The organism is Actinomadura sp. J1-007 (genome assembly GCF_009793335.1).
GTDB lineage: Bacteria > Actinomycetota > Actinomycetes > Streptosporangiales > Streptosporangiaceae > Spirillospora > Spirillospora yumaensis.
Map to the genome: position 1 here is coordinate 3,005,434 of NZ_WING01000001.1, position 18,864 is coordinate 3,024,297.

At 69.4% G+C, this 18,864-nt stretch carries 20 protein-coding genes and 2 pseudogenes; 11 read left to right on the forward strand and 11 right to left on the reverse strand.

Going from position 1 to position 18,864, the window contains the following annotated elements; all coding sequences use genetic code 11:
• Positions 1-122: 122 nt before the first annotated feature.
• From GEV43_RS50125 to GEV43_RS13620, 8 genes and pseudogenes are all read right to left on the reverse strand, one after another.
• Positions 123-524, reverse strand: a pseudogene (locus GEV43_RS50125) (GNAT family N-acetyltransferase); the annotation flags it as partial.
• A complete protein-coding gene (locus GEV43_RS13600; protein WP_160821013.1) occupies positions 524-787 on the reverse strand; it encodes an acyl carrier protein in 264 nt (87 codons plus the stop codon). The gene GEV43_RS13600 and the pseudogene GEV43_RS50125, both read right to left, overlap by 1 nt.
• Positions 777-1,151, reverse strand: a complete 375-nt coding sequence (locus tag GEV43_RS48035) for a hypothetical protein (RefSeq protein ID WP_206681158.1) — start codon at positions 1,149-1,151, stop codon at positions 777-779. The genes GEV43_RS13600 and GEV43_RS48035 overlap by 11 nt, the downstream gene beginning before the upstream one ends.
• The gene (locus GEV43_RS13605) at positions 1,100-2,284 is read right to left on the reverse strand and encodes an AMP-binding protein (protein WP_206681159.1); all 1,185 of its coding nucleotides are present in this window, start codon (positions 2,282-2,284) and stop codon (positions 1,100-1,102) included. The genes GEV43_RS48035 and GEV43_RS13605 overlap by 52 nt, the downstream gene beginning before the upstream one ends.
• Positions 2,284-3,885 carry a class I tRNA ligase family protein gene (locus tag GEV43_RS13610; protein ID WP_206681467.1) on the reverse strand — a complete coding sequence of 534 codons (1,602 nt, stop codon included), beginning with the start codon at positions 3,883-3,885 and terminating at the stop codon, positions 2,284-2,286. Before GEV43_RS13610 ends, GEV43_RS13605 begins: the two co-directional genes overlap by 1 nt.
• Positions 3,819-4,289 carry a cupin domain-containing protein gene (locus tag GEV43_RS48040; RefSeq protein WP_206681160.1) on the reverse strand — a complete coding sequence of 157 codons (471 nt, stop codon included), beginning with the start codon at positions 4,287-4,289 and terminating at the stop codon, positions 3,819-3,821. The genes GEV43_RS13610 and GEV43_RS48040 overlap by 67 nt, the downstream gene beginning before the upstream one ends.
• 18 nt (positions 4,290-4,307) lie before the next feature.
• Positions 4,308-5,645 carry an FAD-binding oxidoreductase gene (locus GEV43_RS13615; protein ID WP_160821014.1) on the reverse strand — a complete coding sequence of 446 codons (1,338 nt, stop codon included), beginning with the start codon at positions 5,643-5,645 and terminating at the stop codon, positions 4,308-4,310.
• A 4-nt stretch (positions 5,646-5,649) separates the two neighbouring features.
• Positions 5,650-6,992, reverse strand: a pseudogene (locus GEV43_RS13620) (lysine N(6)-hydroxylase/L-ornithine N(5)-oxygenase family protein).
• A gap of 517 nt (positions 6,993-7,509) precedes the next feature.
• On the opposite strand from GEV43_RS13620, the gene GEV43_RS13625 reads away from it, so the two are divergent.
• From GEV43_RS13625 to GEV43_RS13670, 11 genes are all read left to right on the forward strand, one after another.
• Positions 7,510-8,676: an MFS transporter gene (locus tag GEV43_RS13625; protein WP_160821015.1), complete on the forward strand. Its 1,167-nt coding sequence runs from the start codon at positions 7,510-7,512 to the stop codon at positions 8,674-8,676.
• A gap of 409 nt (positions 8,677-9,085) precedes the next feature.
• Entirely contained in the window at positions 9,086-9,637 is a 552-nt protein-coding gene (locus GEV43_RS13630; RefSeq protein WP_160821016.1) for a hypothetical protein, read from the forward strand.
• Positions 9,604-10,614 carry an MFS transporter gene (locus GEV43_RS13635; RefSeq protein WP_160821017.1) on the forward strand — a complete coding sequence of 337 codons (1,011 nt, stop codon included), beginning with the start codon at positions 9,604-9,606 and terminating at the stop codon, positions 10,612-10,614. Before GEV43_RS13630 ends, GEV43_RS13635 begins: the two co-directional genes overlap by 34 nt.
• A 295-nt stretch (positions 10,615-10,909) precedes the next feature.
• Entirely contained in the window at positions 10,910-11,887 is a 978-nt protein-coding gene (locus GEV43_RS13640) for an ornithine carbamoyltransferase (protein WP_160821018.1), read from the forward strand.
• A 14-nt stretch (positions 11,888-11,901) separates the two neighbouring features.
• Positions 11,902-12,882, forward strand: coding sequence for an L-histidine N(alpha)-methyltransferase (locus tag GEV43_RS13645; RefSeq protein ID WP_160821019.1), 981 nt, complete (start codon positions 11,902-11,904; stop codon positions 12,880-12,882).
• A gap of 28 nt (positions 12,883-12,910) precedes the next feature.
• Positions 12,911-13,549: a sulfotransferase family protein gene (locus GEV43_RS13650; RefSeq protein ID WP_160821020.1), complete on the forward strand. Its 639-nt coding sequence runs from the start codon at positions 12,911-12,913 to the stop codon at positions 13,547-13,549.
• 279 nt (positions 13,550-13,828) lie between these two features.
• Positions 13,829-14,128, forward strand: coding sequence for a helix-turn-helix transcriptional regulator (locus GEV43_RS56080; RefSeq protein ID WP_160821021.1), 300 nt, complete (start codon positions 13,829-13,831; stop codon positions 14,126-14,128).
• Entirely contained in the window at positions 14,026-14,238 is a 213-nt protein-coding gene (locus GEV43_RS54830) for a Scr1 family TA system antitoxin-like transcriptional regulator (protein ID WP_164717133.1), read from the forward strand. The genes GEV43_RS56080 and GEV43_RS54830 overlap by 103 nt, the downstream gene beginning before the upstream one ends.
• Positions 14,239-14,361: 123 nt before the next feature.
• Positions 14,362-14,571, forward strand: a complete 210-nt coding sequence (locus GEV43_RS13660; protein ID WP_160821022.1) for a DUF397 domain-containing protein — start codon at positions 14,362-14,364, stop codon at positions 14,569-14,571.
• Between the two features lie 345 nt (positions 14,572-14,916).
• Positions 14,917-15,165, forward strand: a complete 249-nt coding sequence (locus tag GEV43_RS13665) for a hypothetical protein (RefSeq protein ID WP_160821023.1) — start codon at positions 14,917-14,919, stop codon at positions 15,163-15,165.
• A 363-nt stretch (positions 15,166-15,528) separates the two neighbouring features.
• Positions 15,529-15,948: a hypothetical protein gene (locus GEV43_RS13670; RefSeq protein WP_160821024.1), complete on the forward strand. Its 420-nt coding sequence runs from the start codon at positions 15,529-15,531 to the stop codon at positions 15,946-15,948.
• A gap of 140 nt (positions 15,949-16,088) precedes the next feature.
• Here GEV43_RS13670 and GEV43_RS13675 read toward each other — a convergent pair whose 3' ends face one another.
• The 3 genes from GEV43_RS13675 to GEV43_RS13685 are packed head-to-tail and all read right to left on the reverse strand — an operon-like array spanning position 16,089 to position 18,827.
• On the reverse strand, positions 16,089-17,120 hold the full coding sequence (locus GEV43_RS13675; protein WP_160821025.1) for an LLM class F420-dependent oxidoreductase: 1,032 nt from the start codon (positions 17,118-17,120) through the stop codon (positions 16,089-16,091).
• 22 nt (positions 17,121-17,142) lie between these two features.
• Positions 17,143-17,943, reverse strand: a complete 801-nt coding sequence (locus tag GEV43_RS13680; protein ID WP_160821026.1) for an SDR family oxidoreductase — start codon at positions 17,941-17,943, stop codon at positions 17,143-17,145.
• Positions 17,943-18,827 (reverse strand): amidohydrolase family protein, encoded by an 885-nt coding sequence (locus GEV43_RS13685; protein WP_160821027.1) that lies wholly within the window; start codon positions 18,825-18,827, stop codon positions 17,943-17,945. The genes GEV43_RS13680 and GEV43_RS13685 overlap by 1 nt, the downstream gene beginning before the upstream one ends.
• Positions 18,828-18,864: the final 37 nt, after the last annotated feature.

Consider the following 18,864-nt stretch of genomic DNA (forward strand, 5'->3'; position numbering starts at 1 on the left):
GACCGCGTCGCGGCGGCGTCCCCCGGCATCGGGTTGAAGCTGCGCAGGGTGCCCTCCTCGACGGCGCCGATGTTCCGCAGGCCCTTGCGCGCCTGGACGTTCAGCTCGTCGGTCTTGAACTCGACGCGTTCGGCGCCGAGCCGTTCGAACGCGTGCTCCAGCAGCAGGTACTTGGCCCAGCGGTTGACGCCCTTGCCCTGGAACTCCACGCCCAGCCAGGACCAGCCGATCTCCAGCCGCCCGTCGCGCTCGGCGAGGTTGCCGTAGCTCATGCTGCCCGCCGCCCGGCCCGTCCCCTTGTCGGTGATGTGGAACACCACCCTGCGGCCGGCGGCCTGGTCGTCCAGCGCGGCGTCGAAGAACGCGTGGTAGTCCTCGTCGGTCTCGACCAGCGACACGAAGTACCGCCAGATCCGGGGGTCCATCGCGATGGCGTGCAGCGACTCCCGGTCGTCCGGCGTGATCGGCCGCAGTCGGACATGGTCGTTCTCCAGCGTGCTCGCCGCCGCCTCGGCCCAGCCCATCAGGCCGTGCTCCCCACGTTGCGGGCGAGCGCGTCGGTCACGTCGCGCAGCGTCCGCATGCCCGCAAGGTCCTGCTCGGTGAACGCCGACAGGGGGACGCCCGTCGTCTCGCACACCGAGGTCAGGAACAGCACCTTGTTGAGCGAGGTCAGCCCGTACTCCCGGTTCATGTCGAGTTCGAGGTCCAGGTCCTCCGGCTCGTCGTCGGACGCGATCACCCTCAGGAAGTGCTCGCGTGCGGCCCGTTCCACGTCAGCGGGCATGGATTCCCCTTTCCCTGGTGCTCAGCTCGTGCCGGTAGGCGTCGAGGATGCGTTGGCGCCGCGGCTTGTACTGCGAGGTCAGCAGGCCGTTGCCGATGCTGAACGGCGGGTCGGCGACGATCACCCGGCTGATCCGCTCGTCCGGTTCGAGGCCCGCGTTGACGGCGGCGAGCCGCGCGCTGATCGCCGCCTCGTCCGCGCCCGTCCCGGCGGGGGAGACCACCGCGACGAGCCGGGTCTGGTCCGGGCAGAACACCACGCACTCGGCGATCGCCGGCTCGGCCCGCATCCGCTCCTCGATCGGCCGGACGATCACGTTCCTGCCGTTGTCCAGCACGATCGCGTCGTCCGCGCGGCCGTGCACGAACAGGAACCCGTCCTCGTCGAGGTGGCCGACGTCGCCGGTGCGGACCGTTCCGTCCGGCAGGAAGATCGCCTCCGACTCGCCGGGGCGCAGTACTCGTAGCGGCGCGCCACGGGATGGTCGGAGCGGACGTGGATGACGCCGTCCTCGTCCAGGACGACGTGCTTGCCGGGAACGACCCGTCCGACGCTGCCCTCGCGGCTCGCCCCGGGATGGTTCTTGGTGACGATGCAGGTCTCGTTCAGCCCGTAGCCCTCGTAGATCGGCACGCCCGCCTCGTTGAAGAAGCGCAGCATCTCGGCGCGCGCCGGGGCCGAGCCCGTCCACAGGTAGCGGACGCGGTCGCCGAACAGCTCGCGGGGTTCGCCTCCCGTTTCCCGCACGTGGCGCATCGCGGTCTCGAAGAAGCCTGGGACGCCCATCACCACGGTCGGCCGGACGCTCGGCATCACCGCGAACGCGGCCTCGTAGGTGCTGACCGTGACGTCGTGCCCGAAGCACAGCGCCGAGTAGATCCAGTAGCGCTGCTGGAGAAGCGACAGCGGCAGGAACACGAAGATGTCGTCCCCGGGACCGTGCGCGAACATCCCCTGCACCGCGCGCAGAGAGCTGTCGATGCTGCCCGCCGTGGCGGCCAGCCCCTTGGGCCGCCCCGTGCTGCCGGAGGTGAACTTGAGCGTCGTCGCCTCGCCCGGGTCGTACGAGACGTCCGGCAGGGGTGCGTCCCCCGGCGACGGCTGCGCCAGGGCCCGCACATCCTCGATAGGCAGGATGCCCTTGTGCGTCTCGCCGTCTTCCCTGGAAATCGGCTGGTCGGTGAAGAGCGCGCTGAGTCCGTACCGTTCGAGCAGTTCCGGACGGGGATCGAACTTCCCGGGCTCCAGTCCGGCGGTCACCACCTTGAGCCGCAGCGCGGCCAGATCGAGCAGCACCCATTCCAGGCGGTTGGCCGACAGGATGCCGATCCTGTCGCCGGGCCGTACGCCCAGCCTCCGCAGACCCTGCGCCACGTTCCCGGCCATCGCCCGCAGCTCGGGCAGCTCCACCGACTCCGACGCGCCGAGGCGGGCGAACGTGACCCGGTGCCCCTCGGGCGCCGGACCCGCGACGACGCGATTGATCAGCGAGTCCATCAGGACACGTCACCCCGCCCCGCGCCGACCGTTTCGCTGGCGAAGAAGACCTGCTTGGCCAGGTCGATCGCCGTGTCCGGCGGGACGAGTTCGACGCCGTCCGGCCACTTCGCCGGGACGGGGTCCCCGAGCGCCGCGGCGAGCCGGGCGGCGAAACGCGGCATCACCGGCAGGGCGCACCGCGACAGCAGGCGCGCCGCCGCGAGTTCGAGCGCGATCGCCGAACGGGCCTGCGAGGACCAGCGGTCGATCCGGGCGGCCGGCGCCTCCAGCCGCGAGAACGCCACCGCGTCCTCGACGATGCCGTTCAGCTCGTCGGCCGCGCGGTTGAGGGAGAAGCCGTCCTGCCCGAGCGCGCCCGCCAGCGCCGTACGCCTCACGGCGAGCCGGTCCAGGAACGCGGTGTGCTCGGGCGTCCACACGCCCGCGTCCGGTGCGCGGCCGTCGTGGTGGTCGGCGATCCGGGCGCCGAGGTCGTTCAGCCAGGTCTGCCAGGTGCCGATCAGCGTGTCCCGCAGTACGGCCGCGTACGCGTCACGGGTGAAGTTGGTGCGCCGCCCTTCCGGACGCGTGCGGGCGAGGAAGAAGCGCACCGCGTCCACGCTCTCCGGGGAGAGGATCTCCTTGCCCCAGACCGCGTGCCGCCGGCTCGTGGAGAACTTCTCGCCGTCCAGCAGGTAGAACTCGTTGACGTTGTAATCGATGTCCGGGTGCCAGTCCGGGTGAGCGAGCCGGTAGAGGGCCGGGTAGAGAACGGCGTGGTAGAAGCTGTTGTCGTACCCGAAGAAGTGCACGATCTTCCAGTCGGGGTCCGGGGCGTCGGCGCGCCAGTCCTCGCTCGCGCGACGGCCCAGCGCCTCGATCCCGTGCAGGAACCCGTACGCCATCTCCGGCCACACCCAGATGACCTGCCCGCTGACGTCGTTCTCCTGCGGAGCCACGCCCCACCGCGACGGATGCGTGATCGGCACGTCCAGGCCGTCCCGCTGGAAGACGCGGTCGGCGAGCTCCCGCAGCCGCGCCGGGACGCGGCCCAGCCGGTGGTGCTCAGCGACATCGTCGGCGAACTTGTGCAGCGGCAGCGTGAAGCGCCGTACGGGCCGCGCCTCCGGGGCCTTCCCCGACCTGGACAGGCGCGGATCGGCCAGGTCCGTGCACACGTTGGGCTCGCCGCACTCCTCGCAGATGTTGCCGCCGGTGGTGTCCCCGCAACCCGGGCAGCCGCCGCGTACCTCGCCCTCGTAGACGTACTCCCCCGAATCGGGGTCGAACAGCGCGGGCGCCTCGGACGGCGCCACCTGCCCGGACGCCGCCACCCGGCTGAAGAACGCCCTCAGCCCCGACCGGTAGCCGTCGTCGCCGTTGGTGACCGTGTACTGGTCCGGGACGATGTCCATCAGCCGCAACGTCTCGGCTATCTCGGCACTGTAGTGCGCGGCGGTCTCCGCCGGTCCGCGCCCATCGCGCCGCGCCGCGCCGAGCACGTAGCTCTGGAAGTCGTCGCTGCCGGTGAGGTGCCAGGCGCGTGCGCCGTTCATCCGCTGGTACCGGACGTACGCGTCGGCTCCCAGGTACGGGCCTGACAGGTGGCCGAGGTGCAGGTCCCCGTTCGGGGTCGGCGGGGTCGAGAAGACGAAGAGCGGCCGTTCGCCGAAGCGCCGCCCCCGCGCCGCCCCGCCGCCGCCTGCGCGCGCCCGGCGTCGCGCCAGTAGAACGTGACGAAGACCAGATCGGTGTCACCGGTGTTCTCGACGACGTGCGTCTCGAACGGCTCGTACGCGACGACGGTCCCGGCGGTCACCCGGTGGCGGCCGGCGTCCACGACGACGTCCCCGACGCCCTGGACGATCACCCAGATCTCGCACTCGTCATGCCGGTCCGGGTCGGACCTGCCGCCGGGCGCCACCCGCGCCCAGGCGGCGGGCGTGGCGGTGCGGTCGATGGAGCCCATCTCGATGCCGAGCGCCCCATCCAGATCGGCCGCCTCGTAAGCACTGATGATCACTGCGAACTCCTCAAACGATCAACTCGACCCCCACAACCCCAGCGGACACAACAGGCGCAGCACCCACGCCGGACCCGGCAGGCGCACCAACCCCGAAGGCCCCGGCGGACCCGGCGGACGCGACAGGCCCGGCATTCGCGACAGGCCCGGCCGACGCCCCGGACCCGGCGGACGCCCCGGACCCGGCGGGCGGGGCGGCCTCGGCAGTTCCGGCACTCGCAGCCGTCCCGACGGACGCGGCGGACGCAGCCGCCCCGGTCGTCCCGGTCGTCCCGGGGTCCCTGCGCGTTCGGGGCGGGGTGGGGGCTGGGGTGGGGTGGGGAGGCCGAGGAGGTCGGCGGTTTCCGTTGCTATGGCCGGGGCGAGGCGGAAGCCGGAGCCGTTCGCGGCTCCGGCGAAGACGATCCGGGGGTCCGCCAGCGCGGCCACCAGGGGCTCTCGGGACGGGCTGTAGGCGTCGCAGAACACGCGGCCCGCGATGGGCTCCTCGGCGAGTCCGGGCGCGTAGCGGCGCAGGACCTCCAGCCCCTCGCGCACGTCGTCGGCGCCGAGACCGTCGGAGACGGTGTCGGGGTTCACGTCCCAGTCGTTCCTGGTGAAGCTGAACAGCCACTGGCCCCGGTCGGGCAGCGGCAGCAGGAAGGCGTCCTCGTCGTGGAACACGACGGCCCGGCCGGCGTCGTCCGGCGGGCGCATGATGTGGAGCGCGACGACCTTCTTCACGCGCGCGCCGAGCGGCGCGACCAGGTCGGCCCAGGCGGGCGCCGACAGCCAGGGGCCCGGCGCGAGGACGACCCGGTCGGCGGTCAGGGTCTCGCCGCTGCCCAAGCGCAGGGTGACCCCCTCGCGGAGCGGCTCGACGGCGGTGACGCGTTGCCCCTCGCGTACGGTCACGGACGGGCGCAGGCCGTGGACGAGAGCTTGGGCCAGCGACGACACGTCCGCGTGGAGGCATCCCTCGCCGCGCCAGACGCGCGCCTTCTTCGGCAGGCGGACGGACGGCTCGCTCACCCGGTCGGCGCGGGTCAGCCCGGCCCGGTCCAGGTAGATCTCGCGAAGTTCGCTCTCGGACGTCTCGCTCGCCACGACCTCCAAGCCGAGCGGCCGGATCGGGAGGGACGGACGGGCCGTACGCAGCGCGTCGTAGAAGTCCTGGCTGTGCCGCGTCATCGAACGGACCCGCGGCGTCGCGCCCCGGGGGAAGTGCAGCCCGGCGGAACGGCGGCTCGCGCCGGTCGCCAGGACGTCCTGGTCGATCAGCGACACCGCCGCCTCGGGGACGCGGGCGCGCAGCTCGCGGGCGACCGCGCATCCGACGACGCCGGCGCCGACTACGGCGATGGAGGGCGCCTTCACCGGTTCACACCTCCTGGACGCGCTGCGCCGGGAGCTTGGGCGACCACTCCAGGAACGACTCGATCTGCGGGTCGGTCCGGACGCCGCGGAGGCGGTCCACGATGCGCTGGCTGCGCCAGGCGAGCAGGCTCAGGTTGGAGTCGGCGAGGCCGCGCTGGCGGCGCGCGCCGTTCTGCACGAAGATGTTGCGGTTCGGCGGGCCGTCCCAGCGCAGCGCGAAGTCGCGGTCGATCTTGAACTCGCCGTCCGCGCCGGTCCCGTCGCGCTCCAGCCGCCCGGCGATCGGCGCGAGGAAGTCCATCCGGGGCGGGGCGAAGCCGGTGGCCCAGACGATCACGTCGGCCTCGACCGTCTCGACCGTGCCCGGATGGTCGTTGTGCACCAGCGACAGGTCCCAGCCGCCCGCCGGGTCCCCGGCGACCCGGACGACCTCCCGGTTCGGGAGCAGCGCCATCAGGTCGGCCGCCCCGTCGACGAAGCGGCGCTCGTACATCCGCTGGTAGATCGCGCGCAGCGTCGCCTCGGAGATGCCGTCGCTGGTCAGCAGGTGCCGGTTGTTGAGCAGGTCGCGGGTCGCGCCCGGCAGCCCGGAGAAGTACTCCGAGTAGCAGGGCATGTAGTAGTCGTTGCTGAACGGCGAGTCGTCCAGCGGGAAGTAGTTGCGCCGCCGGGTGATCCAGCCGACCCGGCGCGGGAGTTCGGTGGCCGGGCGCGAGATGAGGTCGAGGAACGCCTCGGCGCCGGACTGCCCGCCGCCGACCACCCAGACCCTCTTGCCGCCGAGCCCGCGGGCGCGGTCGACCAGGTCGCAGACGTGGAACTGGCCGTCCCCCGTTCGGCTCCGGGCACGTCCGGGAGCTTCGGCTCGCGGCCGACGCCGAGCACGACGTTGTCGGCCGTGACCGTGCGGGTGCCGGTGCGGACGGTGAAGACGCCGTCGAAATCGACCGACAGCACGTTCTCGCCGAAGACCAGGTTCGCGTTCCGGCGGCTCGCCCACTCCAGGTAGTTGCGGAACTCCGAGCGAGGCACCGCGTCGAACTGCGCGTTCAGATAGTGGTAGATCTTGCCTTCGGCGTAGAGGTAGGCCAGAAAGGAGAAGCGGTTGCCCGGATCGGCGAGGGTGACGAGGTCCTTCACCATCGACACCTGGAGCGTCACACCGGGCGCGAGTTGGCCGTCGTGCCAGCCGAACGACTCCTTGCGATCGAAGAATACATTCGGCACTTCCGGGTGATCATAAAGGAGGGAGGCGAGACTCAGATTGGCCGGGCCGATACCGATTCCGACGCAGGTGAAGTGCTCGCTCCCTCCTTCCGGAACGCTGTCGCCCACCACTGGGAGCACTCCCCTTCCTCACCTTGCGCACGAACGGACGGCAGGACGGATCAATTAGGAGACCCGATGATCCGGGCGAACGCCCAGGTCATCGCGTACACCACAGCCGTTGGCGGGAAACTCCGTCGGCCCGGATTGGCGGTCGCCTCGGGACTTTGACGCCCAGGCATCATCGACCCCTATTGCACGGCGAACCGCTCCGCCGAAGGCCGGCAAAGCACGACTGCAATGCTCGAAAGTCAAGGTCATCTCTCCCGGCAGGTCAACCAACCCTCCGTGTTCGGCCGATTACAGGTCGTCCTTATCCGGTCGACGAGCAGGAGTTATTACATAAGATTTACGTAATAGCTTATCTTCCGTCATATGGCCACGCGCGGACAGTTATGCCACCGTATGAGGCGGACACCGATCCGAGCGCGCGCCGCCGGCGTGCCGACCGAAACCCAGTTAAGGACGGATAAAAATCGCCCGGGACCTGATGCCCGCCACCCGACCCCCCGCCCCCGGCCGCAAGACCCTCGGAGCGGTGGCGATCGGCGTCGCGCTGGTCGCGTTCAACCTCCGCCCGCCCATCACCGCCGTCTCACCGCTCCTGGACCGGATCCAGGACCAGGAGGGCTTCTCCAGCACCGCGGCCAGCCTGCTGGTCACCCTCCCGCTCATCTGCTTCGTCCTGCTGTCCACGAGCGCCCCGGCGATCGGCCGCCGGCTGGGCATCGAGCACGCCATCTCGCTGTCGCTGCTGGTCGTCCTGCTGGGGTTCGGCGTACGCCTGATCCCGGCCACCGCGTTCCTGTTCCTCGGGACCGCCGTCATCGGCCTCGGCGTCACGTTCGGCAACGTCCTGCTGCCGGCCGCGATCAAGCGCGACCATCCGTCCCGCGTGGGCCTGCTCACCGGCCTCTACACGATGTCGCTCTACGTGGGCGCCGCCGCGGCGGCGGGTTTCACGCTCCCCCTCCAGCACGGCACGCACCTCGGCTGGCGCGCCACCCTCGGCCTCTGGGCCGTTCCGCTGCTGGTGGGGATGCTGGGTTGGCTCCCCCAACTGCGCGCGAGGACCACCGACCTCGCCGCGCCGCGCCCCCGAGCGCCCCGCGGACTGTGGCGCGTCCCGCTGGCCTGGGCGGTCGCGCTGTCCTTCGCGATGCCGACGGTGCTGTTCTACACGCTCTCCGCCTGGCTCCCGACGATCCTCGGCGACGCCGGGATGAGCGACTCCCGCGCCGGCGCGATGCTCTCGGTGGCCAACCTGTCCGCCATCCCGTTCGCCCTGGCCATGCCGATCCTCGCCAGCCGCACCCGCCGCCAGGTCTGGTGCCTCGCCATCGGCGGCGCGCTGCTCGCGCTCGGCCTCGCCGGCCTGCTGGCCGCGCCCACGACGCTCACGGCCGCCTGGATGCTCCTGTGCGGCGCCGGTCTCGGCACCGGCACCGGCCTCGGCTACGCGATCCCGCTGCTGCGCTCCCGCGACGCCCAGACGACCGCCGAGCTGAGCGCGTTCAGCCAGACCATCGGCTACCTGCTCTCCGCCCTAGGCCCCCTGGCCGCAGGCGCCCTGCACGACGTCACACACGGCTGGACGATCGCCCTGACCGTCCTAACGCTCCTAGCCGCAATCCAAATCGCCGCCGCCGTCCCCGCAGGCCAGGACACCTACATCACCGACACCAGAGGCACCCTTCCGGGATGACTTTCCCCGCCCATCACACTCACGCACGGTGACACCACGCGCCGCGGGGAAGTAACGACCTCATGCGTCCCGACCCGACCACCCGTCCCAACGAAAACGCCCGTCCCACCCACACCAACCAATCCGCCCGGTCAGACGAGAACGACAGGAACCCCCAGCCCGACGGAAATGCCCAGGCCAAACAGAACGACCGGCCCGACAGGAACAACCGACCACCCCAGGCCGACCCGACCCACCGACCAAACCGACCCGCCAGGAACGCCCAGACCGACCGGCCCTACCAGACCGACCAGTCCAAACGACCCGTCCAGCCCGCCAGAAACGACGGACCCGAGCAGGCCGACCAGCCCGAACAGAACGACCGGACCGACCAGTCCGACCGGAACGACGACCGTGGAGATCGCGGCCGATGATCCCGGAGCGCGAATCCGCCGAGTGCAGCAAACCCACAGCACCCGGCGAGCCCGCGGTGAACGAGCCCGCAGCGCGCAGCCAGCCCGCGATGGACGTTGAACCCGCAGCGCGCAGCCAGCCCGTGGCGGACGGCGAGCCCGCTGTGCGCGGTGAGTCCACAACTCCCAACAAGCCCGCAACTCCCAGCGAACCCGCAGTGGACGGCGAACCCGCAGTGCGCGGCGAGCCTGCGGTAGACAGCGAATCCGCAGTGGACGGCAGGCCCGCAGTGGACGACGGGCCCACAGTACGCAGCGAACCCGCGGTAGACAGCGAACCCTCAGTGGACGGCAGGCCCGCGGTGCGCAGCGAGGCTGCGGTGGGGCTGGGGCGGTATATCGCGCTGGTCGGCGAGCCGGTGACGCGCCGGATTGGGATTCCGTCCGCGGTGGCGCGGCTGCCGCTCGGCATGACGGCACTGGCGTTGCTGCTGCTGGTGCAGCGCGACAGCGGGTCGTTCGCGCTGGCGGGGGCGTGGCGGCGTCGTTCGCCCTTGCCAGCGGCCTGACCAGCCCGATCCGGGGACGGCTGGTGGACCGGTTCGGGCCGATGCCGGTCCTGATGGCGACCGGGGTGCTCCAGCCGTTCGCGCTGCTGTCGGTCGTGCTGTTCTCCACCTGGCTGCGCGACGACGCGGGGGTGGTCGTCGCGGCTGCTGCGGCGGGGGCGACGCTGCCGCCGGTGGGGCCCGTGGTGCGCGTGCTGTGGCAGCGCCTGCCGAGCGCCGGTCTCTGCGAGGCCGCGTTCGCCCTCGATGCGGTACTCCTCCAGGTGATCTACTACGGGGTCGGCCCGCCGCTGGTCACCGCCCTGACCGTGCTGCACTCGCCGGAACTGGCGATGTTCGTGATCGCCGGGCTGACCGCGGTCGGGACCGTGCTCGTGGCCTCGGCGCCCGCCTGCCGCGTACGGCCCGCCGCGCGGGAACGGCCGCCGCCGTGGGGAGCGCTCGCCGCCCCCGGGATCGCCGGCGTCCTCGTGACGGTGCTGGTCAGCTCGGCGGCGATCGGCGCGCTGGAGGTGGCGGTGACCGGATTCGCCGCCGAGCACGCGATGGCCGGGCTCGCGGGCCTGTACCTGGCCGCGTTCGGGCTGGGCAGCATCGCGGGCGGGCTCTGGTACGGGAGCCGGAGCAGCCGCCGCGCCCTCGGCGCCCAGTACCGCCTCTGGCTGGCCGTCACCATCGCCGGTTTCGCCCCGTTGCCGCTGTGCTCGGGTCCGGGCTGGCTGGCCGCGTTCCTGGTCGTCGGCGGCTTCGCCGTCGCGCCCGCGAGCATCGTCCAATTCCGGCTGGTCGGCGAGCTCGCGCAGGACAGCGTGCTGACCGAAGCCTTCACGTGGCTGCTGTCCGCGTCGCTGGCGGGCGCGGCGGTGGGCAACGCCGCCGCGGGCGCCGTGGTCGAGAAGGCGGGCAGTACGGCCGCCCTCGGAACCGCCCTCGTGCTCTCGGCCGCCGCTTTCCTGCTCAGCCTTGAATTGTCGTAACCCGCGTGGAACGGGAACCGGAGGGGTTTGAATCCTGAGCTTCACGGCAAGCCATTACTAACGCGAACGTCAGGGAACGGCGCATCAACTCCCGTCGTGCGATCCGACGAAAGCCAGAGAGCAGGCCGATTAGCGGCCGTCCACCCGATCGGCCTTGACGGATCCGCCTCCGTGGGGAGTAACATCCGGATGAGGCTGATGGTTCCTGTAAATCCAAGTGTGCGTTGGAGTCAGGCCGGTCGGCCACCTGCCCGGAACGTGAATTCGCCCGGCCGGCCGAGGAAGGCGAGCACAAGTGGCGCACCGTGGCATTGCCGCAGGGAACGCACTGACCCGCACAGAGCCCCGACCGCTTCTCTCCCACCGAGACCTTCCCGCGGAACTGCACGAGGAAATACTCGGCCTCGCTCAGGAGCTGGTCCGATCACCTGACGCCCACCGCGGAATCCTCGCCGGAAGCCGAATAGGGCTGCTCTTCAGCGTGCCCTCGACTCGTACGCGGACCTCGTTCTGGAGGGCGGCCACCGACCTCGGAGCCGACGCCATCAGCTTCGGTCCGGGTGAACTCCAGGTCACCACGGGAGAGTCCTGGTCCGACACCGGGCAGGTCCTCTCCGAATACCTCGACGGCCTCGTCGTCAGGACCGACGGGCCGTTGGACGACATGCGCGCCCTTTCGCGGCACGTACCCGCGACGATCAACGCGCTGAGCGTGGAGGAGCACCCCACCCAGGCGATCGCCGACTACTGCGCGCTGGTCGAACGGTTCGGAGCGGCCGAAGGTCTCCGCATCGCGTATTTCGGCGAAGGCAACAACACCGCTGCGGCACTGGCGCTTCTCATGTCCCGCATCGACGGCGTCCGGCTCGACTTCTACTGCCCTTCGGGATTCGGATTGCCGGAGGAAGTCATCGCCTTCGTCAACGACCACCACGCCCCCGGCGCACACCTCCGCCTCTTCGACTCCATCCCCGCGATACCCGACCCCGTTGACGCCGTCTACACGACCCGTTGGGAATCGATGGGCAAGTCCCGCGGTACGACGGGATGGCGGTCGGCGTTCGCCCCGTTCCGCGTGTCGGAGGAACTCTTCGCGCGCTTCGCCGAAACGGGCCGCACCGTGTTCATGCACGACCTTCCCGCCGTACGCGATGGCGAAGTCGCCGGCCCGGTGCTCGACGCGCCGTACTCGCTGGTGCGCCACCAGGCACGCCACAAACTCACCGCCGCCGGCGCCGCCCTGCTGTGGGCGTTCGGTTACGCCACGATCTGAGGTGCGGTCTCGCCATGGATTCACGTCTCGACGTCCTGGAGTTGGACAAGCCCGACGAGTTGTGGCTCGACGGCGAAGACCTCCGGCGCTCATTGCAAGGGCGACCCCGCCGCATTCCGTCCTACTACGGTTACGACGAACGAGGCTCAGAACTCTTCGACGCCATTACCCGCCTGCCGGAATACTTCCTCACCTGGGTCGAGGAACGTCTGCTCCGCGACCATGGGCACGAGATCGTTCGCCTGGCCGGATGCCCGACCCTGGTCGAACTCGGCAGCGGCAGCGCCCGCAAGACCCGCCACCTGCTGGAGGCGATGACCCAACGAGGCCCCGCGACGTTCGTGCCGATCGACGTCAGCCGCGAGATGCTCGAAGGAACGTCGCGGCGCCTGCTCGGTCTCATGCCCACCCTGTCGGTCGCCGGACTGATCGCCCGATGGGAATCGGGCCTGAAATGGGTCCGCGAGAACCGTACGGAACCGTGCATGCTCGCGTTCATCGGCAGCGGACTCGGAAACATGCTCCCCACCGAACGCGACGCCCTACTCCACGACATCTCCCATTCCTGCAAGCCGGGCGACTACTTCCTCACAACGGCCGACTTTGAAAAACCGGCGGAGATCCTGGAGACCGCCTACAACGACCCGCCGGGAAGCGAACTATGGGGAGAGTTCCGCGTCAACCGCCTGCGCCGCCTCAACGAACTCTTCACCGGCGACTTCAACCCGACTCGATTCTACGACCACTCCCGTTACGACCACGCGGCGAGCATGATCGAGTCCAGCCTCTACGCCAGCGAACCGCAGACAGTGCACCTGCGACGCCTGGACCTGGAACTCCACTTCGACCGCGGCGAACCGATCGTCGTCGACTACTCGGTCAAGTTCCGCCGCCCGGAGTTCGCCGCCGAACTCGCGCGGCACGGCTTCCACCCGGTCGGCGAATGGATCAACGGCATCAAGCAGTACGGCGTCTTCCTGACCCGGAAGGAATGACACCCACAAACTCCAAGAGGGAAGTGCGATGAAAGTCATCAACGCGGGCCTGGGAAGAACCGGCACCCACTCCCTGAAAGCGGCCTTCGACATTCTCGGCCTCGCCCCGTGCTACAGCGCGGAGATGATGTGGAACGAGCCAGGCCACCAGGAACTCTGGTCCGCCACCTGCGCCGGAAAGCCCATCGACTGGCACGCGCTTTTCGCCTCGTACGAATCCGGCCTGGACTGGCCCGTGTGCTCATTCTGGCGCGAAATCGTCGCGGCCTTCCCGGACGTCCGCGTCGTACTCTCCACACGCGACCCCGAGGACTGGTACGCCAGCTTCCGCGAAACCGTGTACGCGGCCCTGACCAGCCCCCTCCCCGCCTCCGCGTCCTCACTCCCCGTCGTCCCGGTCTTCCAGCGCCTCCCCACTCTCGGCGCGAAGGTCATCGCCCACAACTTCACCGACGACCTGGCCTCACGCGACGCCATGATCGCCGCCTACCACCGCCACAACGCCGCCGTACGCGCCGCGATCCCGCCCGGCCGCCTCCTCGAATGGCGCCTCACCGACGGCTGGGCCCCCCTCTGCGCCTTCCTAGACCGCCCCCGCCCCGCCCGCCCGTTCCCCCACGTCAACGACCGCCGCTCCTACCGCGAACTCCTCGGCCTCCCCGTCTGACACCTCCCGCTCCCCAGCCCGTACTTGAACGCGCTCCTCGGCGGGGGCGAGGACCGCTACCGGATACAACGGCAAAACCCAGCGACGAACAGCCAGACGGCCGCCGCCAGCACGCACGGCGCGCAAGCGCTGACCAAGCACGCGTTGCGAACCCTCGTAGGGGCGATGGGTCCCCATCGCCCCTACGAGGGTTCGCAACCAGCAGGAGGTCGACATCGAGGCTGGGAGACAATGCCATCCTCATCGCCCTTGCATGAGTTCGCGACACCTCCTCCGTAAGTGCGTCGGCTGCGGCTTGCGGCGGAGTTGCGCGAGTTGCGGGAGCGGGCGGGGTCTCGGCGCAGGACCGGCCAGCGGTCGCACGTGCACCGGCGGGTGATCAGCAAGCTGGGCAACGCGCGCGTGGCGCCGAGTCAGGAGCATGTTCGGCGACTCCTGGACGTGCTTGGTGTCGAGGGGACAAGTGGACACAGTTTGTGCGGATCACTGCGGAGTCGGCATCGCACGGCTGGTGGGAGTCGTCGGGGATCGGTGAGCGTCAGGCCAGGTTCGCCAATCTTGAGGCTGGCGCGAACGTGATCCGCGAGTACCAACAGAACCTCACCCCAGGGCTGCTGCAGACGGAGGAGTTCGTCGCCATCCGCTTGGCCAACACCGAGCTGCCCTTGCCGCGGTCGCCGACGTGCTGAAGGGCCGGGTCGGACGGCGGCCGATGCTGCATCGTACGGCCGGGCCCTCGTATGAGGTGATTCTGCCACGCGAGATGCCTGCGGACGTCACAGGATCCCTCTCGTCGCGCCAGGAAGATCATTATGACCAGCCGTGAACGTTATGCCGGGTGGCGCAAGTCCTCGTACAGCGGAACGGGCAACAACTGCGTCGAGGCCGGACGAGTCGGCGAACGTCGAGTCGGCGTTCGAGACAGCGCTTCCGGAGGTGCTGGCCCGGGGCTGGAGTTCGCAGAGACAGCATGGGCCGCGTTTCTGGATGCCGTCCGGATGGGGAGGCACCGCCTGCCGTAGGTGGTCCAGCCGAGGACCAGTGGTCGACGGACGTCCAGAAGAGGAGCGCCTCGCCGCCAGCGCGGAGGTCTGGGGCGGCTCGGGCCGTGTGTTCACCCAGGCGGACGGCAGGCCGCTTCGCACTCAGTGGATCTCCACGCGGTTCGACGTCCTCATGGGGAAGCCATGGGCGAGTCCGTTGGAGGCATGTCCAGGAAGGCTGGGCGCCGCACCGGATCGCGCGGCGGCCGCGCGTCAGCGAAAGGGGTCGTACAGGGTGCGCTAAGCGGTGTTCCGCTGCCGCCGATCGGCTTCCAGACCTGCGGCACGGGACGGTCACTCTGGAGCTGTTCGACAAAGGTCGACATGAAAGTGATCAGCGAGACGCTCGGGCACTCGGGTCACTCGTTCACCGCTGACACGTACATCTCGGTTCCACCGGAGGTGTCAAAAGCGGCCGCCGCGGCCGTCGTTCCGCGCATGGCGGCCGACGACGTGACGGGCGAGGCGCCGGTTCCGCCCGTTCCGACGAAGGTGGTTTCGCCGGCGGACCGGCGCGGGAGGCAGGCCGGGCACGCAGGGTGGTCGTTCCGGTGGTCCATTTCGGGGCTCTGACCTGGGCTCGGTTACGCCTCCAAGGCATCTCGTGCTCACCACGTGTCACCTAGGGCCAACAGAGTAGGCGTCGGAATGCGACAGGGACCTCGTCCGAGATCGAGATCTTGGACGAGGTCCATGGTCAGGTGGCGAAGGATCGGGGATTCAAACCCTGGGAACGAGCGGTAAACCCAAACCGCATTAGCAGAGCCCCGTGACCCGGCCACGGGGGGGCCGCGTGCCACAAAGTTCACTCAAAAACGGACATGCGGCCACCCCATACCCCAAGTTCCAAAGCCCTGTCACGCAGTTCGGCCACACTATGGCCACACCAGAGAGCCTGCCTGACAGCCTCGGCCGTGCCTCGGAGGACTCAGATGGGTGATCACCCTCCGTGTAGGTCGTTCCGCTGTCGGACTTTCGGACTGCGCCTATGCGAGTCGGCTGGGCCATCTCGATTCGTGGCAGCGGGCCGACCTGGCCACCAGCGCTCTGGGCATGCCCAACGACTCCCGCGGCGAGAACGGCCGGCTCCCTGTTGCCGTGATCCACGGTCACCACAGCACCCAGTTCACCTCATGGGCCTTCACCGGACGCTCCCGCAAGGCCGGGCTGCTCCCTTCTCTGGGAACCGTTGGCGACCCCTACCACAACGTCGTCGCCGAGGTGTTCTGGGACAGGATGCAGACGGAACTGCCCAACCGACGGCGCTGGAACCCTCGTCTCGAACTCGCCAACGCGACCTTCGAGTACATCGAAGGGTCACCCAACCGCGCTCGGCGCCGCTCCGCACTCGGGTAGAAGTCACCCCAAAAGTCCGGACGACACCACCAATTCCAGGCCATCGTCCCCCTCACACGCGTGACCGCGAAGCCGGAGGAACATCAAGGGGCGGGGGAAGCTCAATGGGGTCCCGCCGCGGCGGGGCGCAGAAGCGGAAGTCAGGCCACCCACTCTTTGAGTTGGCGCACGAGTCCGGCGGGGTCGTCGCCGGCCGGGGTCACCTGGAGATTGGTGACCCCGGACTCGCGGAATGCTTCGATCCGCTCCCGAACGTAAGAGGCCGGGCCGACGAGGTTGATCTGTTCGAGGAGTTGGAACGGGACCTTGGCCTCGGCTTCCTTCTTCTTGCCGTCGAGGTAGAGGTCCTGGATCTCCTTGGCCTCGGCTTCGTAACCGTAGCGTCGGACGAGGTCGTTGAAAAAGTTCTTGCCGCGGGCGCCCATGCCTCCGATGTAGAGCGCAAGTATCGGCCGCGCGAGGTCGAGTATCTCCTTCACGTCCTCGCCGATAGCGACGATCCCACCGGCAACGACCTCCAGGGGCGCGAGGTTTTCGGAGCGCTTCGCGGTTCCTGCGGCAAGCGCGTCGCCCCATACCCCGGCGGCGCCCTCGGGGAGGTACAGGAAAGGCAGCCAGCCGTCGGCGTACTCCGCCGCGCCTTCGACTGATTTCGGTCCGAGCGCGGCGATGTAGAGCGGAATCGATGGGCGTAGCGGCTTGGTCATGATCTTCAGCGGCTCACTGAGGCCGGTGCCCCGACCGGCCGGGAGAGGGATCTCAAAGGAGCGGCCGCTGTAGTCGACCGCCTCGCGCCGCAGGGCCGCGCGGACGATCTCGACGGTCTCCTTGGTGCGGCCGGTCGGCTGTACGAAGGGCATGCCGTGCCACCCCTCGATGATCTTCGGGTTGGAGGCGCCGAGGCCGATGATGGCGCGACCGCCGGACACGCTGTCGAGGCCGGCCGCGGTCGATGCGAGCATGGTCGGGGTGCGGGAGTAGACGTTGAGGATGGCCGCGCCGATCTCCACGCTTGAGGTGCGGGCCGCCAGGTAGCCCATCAGGGTCGGCGAGTCGTAGCCGTACCCCTCGGCGACCCAGACGGTGTCGAGCCCGGCGGCCTCAAGCCGAGTGATGTGCTCAGCGGCCTCGCGCGGGTCGGCGCCGTAGGTGAGCATCGTCGAGATCTTCATGGTCCGCTTCATGAGCAGTGCCTCACTTCGACGTCGGCGAGTCGAAGCTCGCGCCCATGCCGATGCCGGCGCCACCGTCGACCGGGATCACCGCGCCGGTGACGAAACGCAAGTTGGGGGACACGAGCGCACCGACCAAGTCGGCGAACTCACGGGGCTCCCCGATGCGTCCCATCGGTACCCCGTTCCCGAGGCCGGCTTTGGACAGCTCTGGCTGCCGTTCCAGCAGTCCGCCCAGCAGGGCGGTGTCGAAGAATCCGGACAACAGAGTGTTGACGTTGATGTCCTGCCTGGCGACCTCCAGGGCGAGGGTCTTGGCGTAGCCGATCACCGCCGACCACACGCCGACGGACGCCGCCATGCCGACGGCCGGGCGCTCGACGACGCCGGAGACCACGTTGAGGATGCTGCCGCCTTCGGCGGTCATGTACGGCAAGGTGGCTCGCACGGATCTGACGACGTAGAGGAAATGGCGCTCGAAGGCCTTCAGCCACACCTCGTCGGTGAGCTCGGAGATGCGCCGGATCGGCGGTCCGCCGTCGTTGGTGACCAGAACGTGAACGGCTGGACCGAACCGCTCAAGGGTCGAGGCGGTGACGCGCTCGATGTCGGTGTCGGCCGAGCAGTCGGCGGCCAGCCCGAGGACTTTCTTCTCGCCGTATGCGCTGGCGAGCCGTTGCGCGGCGGCTGCGACCTTCTCCGCGCGTCGCGCGAAGATCGTGACATTGGCGCCTTCCTTCAGAAGCCGATCGGCGATGGCGTATCCCAAGCCGTCGCTGCCGCCGCCGACGATGGCGACCTTGCCGGTCAGTCCGACGTCCATCACTGAACTCCGATCGAGGTGAGGAAGGTCTCGGCGTTGCCGGAGAACACGTCGTCGAGGACGTCGGAGGAGAAGCCCTCCGCGCGCCACTCATCGACCAGCCTGTCGTGGGCGAGCATCGGGTAGTCGGCTCCGAAGAAGACCTTCTTGCGCAGCCGTTTGCCGATCTCGCGCTTGAGCTCGTCGGGGAAGTAGCGCGGTGACCAGCCGTGGAGCTCCATCCACACGTTCGCCTTGTGCAGTGCGACGGCGATCATCTCCGACTGCCAGGGCCACGCCACCCGGGCCGCGATCACGTTCAGATCGGGATGCTTGGCCGCGATGCGGTCGACGTACCGGGGGTGGCAGCCCTCCAGGGTGATGCCCATGCCTCCGCGGGTACCGGCCCCGGTGGCCGACATGCCGACATGGACCAGGACGGGACGGTTGGCCTCGATGCACATGTTCAGACAGGTCTCCCATTCCGGTTGGTCGGGTGTCCCGGCCGGTGTGAACGAGTGGACCGTCAGTCCGACGAGTCCCGTCCCCTCGCTCAGGCAACGCTCGAGTTCCTTGACATGAGCTGGTTGCGTGGGGTCGATGCCGATCCAGTTGCCGAGTACGACGTCGGGGTGCCTGCGCGCATAGTCGAAGGCGTAGTCATGCTGGTCGCGTAGTGCACCGGCGTCCATGGTGTAGGTGAACGCGAAGTCGAGCATCACCCTGACATTGGCGCGGCGGAACTGGACGGCCTGCTCCTCGTCGCTGACGAAGCTCATGCCCCACTTGAAGTAGCTTTGCAGGGCCTCGCGGTCCTCGGCGGTCTCGTACGGGCTTCCCTTCCATCCTCGCTCTGTGCCCCAGTGGGAATGGAAGTCGATCAGTCGGGCCGGCGGTAGGTTCACACTGGGTGCCTTTCGTGAATGGCCACGGGAAGGGCCT